The 3,721-nt window shown below is 40.0% G+C and carries 4 protein-coding genes; 1 reads left to right on the forward strand and 3 read right to left on the reverse strand.

The genetic code is table 11. From position 1 onward, the window contains the following. Window positions 1–69 precede the first annotated feature (69 nt). Complete coding sequence (locus tag CXF78_RS14455) at window positions 70–612, forward strand: hemerythrin domain-containing protein (protein ID WP_102037198.1); 543 nt, start codon at window positions 70–72, stop codon at window positions 610–612. A 127-nt stretch (window positions 613–739) separates the two neighbouring features. Here CXF78_RS14455 and CXF78_RS14460 read toward each other — a convergent pair whose 3' ends face one another. The 3 genes from CXF78_RS14460 to tal form a co-directional block, all read right to left on the reverse strand. After that, on the reverse strand, window positions 740–925 hold the full coding sequence (locus CXF78_RS14460; RefSeq protein ID WP_011638350.1) for a DUF3545 family protein: 186 nt from the start codon (window positions 923–925) through the stop codon (window positions 740–742). Between the two features lie 179 nt (window positions 926–1,104). Beyond that, window positions 1,105–2,742: a glucose-6-phosphate isomerase gene (gene pgi, locus CXF78_RS14465; protein ID WP_102037199.1), complete on the reverse strand. Its 1,638-nt coding sequence runs from the start codon at window positions 2,740–2,742 to the stop codon at window positions 1,105–1,107. A gap of 15 nt (window positions 2,743–2,757) precedes the next feature. Then, window positions 2,758–3,711: a transaldolase gene (gene tal / locus CXF78_RS14470; protein ID WP_059744070.1), complete on the reverse strand. Its 954-nt coding sequence runs from the start codon at window positions 3,709–3,711 to the stop codon at window positions 2,758–2,760. Between the last annotated feature and the right edge of the window lie 10 nt (window positions 3,712–3,721).

Raw genomic sequence — 3,721 nt, forward strand, 5'->3', positions numbered from 1 at the left:
TAGTAAAAGACTCATTATTGGCTATTATTTATACATTGGTGTTTTGTAGATAGATGACGGGAGAAGGTTATGTTGCAACGTTTAATGCGCGATCATAAGCATATTGCCATTTTGTTGAATATCCTTTCGAATAAATTGACTCGATTGGCTGAAGGTAACGGAGTTAATTTTAATCTGGTTAGGGATATCGTTGAGTATATGCAAGGCTATGCTGAGCATAGTCATCACCCGTTGGAAGATATTATTTTCGATTATTACAGTAATAAAACGGGTTTAGCGAATTGTGGCCAACTTTATAATGAACATCATCGTTTGGCTGAGGCATCGGGTGCTTTAGTTTATAGCTTGAATATGATTCTTTCGGATGTGGTTATCTCGCGCGACAAGCTCATTAACGATCTAAAAGAATATATTGAACTACAACAATTGCATATGCAGTATGAAGAACGAGAAGTCTTTCCGAATTTTGTTAAGGCATTAGATAGTAACGATTGGCAAAAAATAACCGTATTATGTCAAAATCGGTTAATTGAAGATCCGTTATTTAATGATAATGATAAAACGATTTTTGAAGATTTACGGACCTATATTGAACATGCAGATAATAAATGATGTTATTGCCCTTGGGCTAGAGGGCTATGATGTGCATTGCATAGGCAAGCTATAAATCTTGGCAAACAAAAAGAGCGCATTATGCGCTCTTCTAATCGATTTTACGGTTAAGTGTGATGGGATCTAATTAAAGCACTAGTGTATTAACGTCGAAATCGAATGAATCATCAATATCTTGCAATTCCTTGAGTAAACGCTGCTTATCCTTAATGGCTTCAATTTCACGCCATTTGCGTTTTTTTGACGAGCTTTTTGAACGGGTTGGTCTTTCAACAACTTCGTCTAGCGCACCACCATAGTCTAATCGATCCATGGTAACCTCCCTTGTTATTATGATGTCTCTGCACAAATAAGTACCATATTTCAGCTATAGGGTGCAATAGTTGTGTTGCATTTACGTTACTAATAAATCACAATTTAGTGAATTCGATATCAAAAACGCATAAAAAAACCTCAGCAAGCTGAGGTTTTTATTCAAGGCTAGTTTTTGTTTTATAGCTTACCTTTACGGTATAGGTTCACTAATGCATTGCTCGATCCATCTAAATCGGTAGCATCGTGGTCTGCACCAATTCGTTCAAGCACATCATTGCCTAATTGCTTACCTAGCTCTACACCCCATTGATCAAATGAGTTTATCTGCCATATAGCACCCTGAACAAAGGTTCTGTGCTCATATAGCGCGATTAACGCACCTAATGTTGTTGGCGTTAGCTTATCCATCAATAAGGTATTACTTGGCTTATTACCAACCATTACTTTATGTTTGGCTATAAGCGGCTTTTGTTGCTCATCAAGCTTGCTATTACTTAGCTCAGCAAGTGCTTCATCGTAGGTACGACCTTGCATTAAGGCTTGGGTTTGTCCAAAGCAGTTTGATGCAAGTTGGTCATGATGTTCACCCAACGGATTATGACTTTGCAGCGGCATAATAAAGTCAGCAGGAATAAGTGCAGTGCCTTGGTGTAGTAACTGGTGGTATGCATGTTGACCGTTAGTGCCTTCACCGCCCCAAATAACGGGACCGGTGCTGTAATCGACGTCAGTACCATCGAGAGTCACTGATTTACCATTACTTTCCATGTCGAGTTGTTGGAAATAAGCTGGAAGACCACGTAAGTAATGATCGTAGGTTAAAATGACATGTGATTGAGCACCATGAAAATTACCATACAATACTGACAACATAGCCATGATGACTGGCATGTTTTGTTCGATAGGCGTATCAGCAAAATGTTGATCCATTTGATGCGCGCCATCTAACAAGGCCGTAAAGTTATCCATACCAACAAGTAGCGCAATAGGTAAACCAATGGCTGACCATAATGAGTAGCGTCCGCCAACCCAATCCCACATTGGGAATATGTTGTTTGCGTCCATACCAAACTCAGTGGCTTTTGTTACATTAGATGTTACTGCAACAAAGTGTTTAGCCACATCTTGTTGGCTTGCACCCTGGCCTAAAAACCAATCTTTAGCGCTAAGGGTGTTGGTTAGAGTCTCTTGAGTACTGAATGATTTTGACGACATCACAAACAATGTGGTCTCAGCATTGAGTTTTTTTAATTTTTCACAAATAGATGTCGCATCTACGTTGGCAACAAAATGGCAATTAAGTCCTTCTTGCCAATATGGTCTAAGCGCTTGTGAAACAATTTTAGGTCCAAGAAATGAACCTCCAATGCCGATACTGACGATATCTGTAATCGCTTTACCGGTATAACCTTTCCACTCGCCTGATTGCACAGAGCCAACAAACTTAGCCATTTTAGCTAATGTTTGTTGCACTTCAGGAACGATATTCGCTCCTTCAGCAATAATCGTTTGAGTTGCTTTACTGCGTAATGCAGTGTGCAATACTGAGCGCTGTTCGGTGTTGTTAATCACATCACCATTAAACATTGCAGTAATTTTTTCACTCAGTTTTGCTTCTTTAGCGAGAGAGAATAGCAGCTTAAGTGTTTCATCGTTCACACGGTTTTTAGAGTAATCTAAAAACAGACCACAAGCCGCAACGCTCATTTGCTCAAAACGTTGTGGGTTTTGGGCAAATAATTCGCGCATGTGAGGTAGTTGACTTGAATGGGTTTGTAGCGCCTTCCAAGTCGTGCTTTGTGTCAGTGTAGTCACGAGTAAAGCCTCCAACTAGCTTAATTTTGTTTTTAGCATAACTTCTAGTTTGCCTTGATCGATGGCAAAATTACGAATGCCTTCTGCTAACTTATCAACTGCCATTGGGTCTTCGTTAAATGCCCAGCGGAATTGTTCTTCAGTTAACGCAGCTGGAGCAGACTGTGTTGCTGGCGTTGCAACCAATTTCTGGATAATTTCTACATCAGTATTGGCTAATTCTTCTAACAATGCTGGTCCAATCGTTAGACGATCACAACCGGCTAATTCGATAATCTCACCGATATTTCTGAAACTTGCACCCATAACAACTGTGTTATAACCGTTCTGCTTGTAGTAGTTGTAAATCTCAGTAACAGAGACAACACCAGGATCGGTTTCTGCAGTGTAATCTTGACCTGTATCTTTTTTATACCAATCTAAGATGCGACCCACAAAAGGCGAAATAAGGTATACGCCAGCTTCAGCACAAGCTCTTGCTTGAGCAAAGCTAAATAGCAATGTTAGATTACAATTGATGCCTTCTTGTTCAAGTTCTTTTGCTGCGCAAATACCTTCCCAAGTAGAAGCTAATTTGATCAAAATACGTGATTTATCAATTCCGGCATCTTTATATAATTTGATTAGCTTGTGCGCTTTGTCGATTGAGCGTTGCTTGTCAAATGATAAGCGGGCATCGACTTCTGTTGAGATACGACCTGGCACTAGCTTTAAAATTTCTACGCCAATATTCACAGCAAGCTTGTCACCTGCATCTTCAATTTGTTGTTCAATACTGTGGCTTTGAGTTTTAGCCCATTCGATAGCATTCTCGATAAGAAAAGCATATTCAGGGATCTGCGAGGCTTTTAAAATGAGTGATGGGTTGGTTGTTGCATCTTCAGGCTGGTAACGTTTAATAGCTTCTATGTCGCCGGTATCAGCAACGATGGTCGTGAATGATTTGAGTTGCGCGAGTGCATTGGCCATGGAAATTTCC

Source organism: Shewanella sp. 11B5 (assembly GCF_002836795.1).
In the GTDB taxonomy this organism is placed as follows: domain Bacteria; phylum Pseudomonadota; class Gammaproteobacteria; order Enterobacterales; family Shewanellaceae; genus Shewanella; species Shewanella frigidimarina.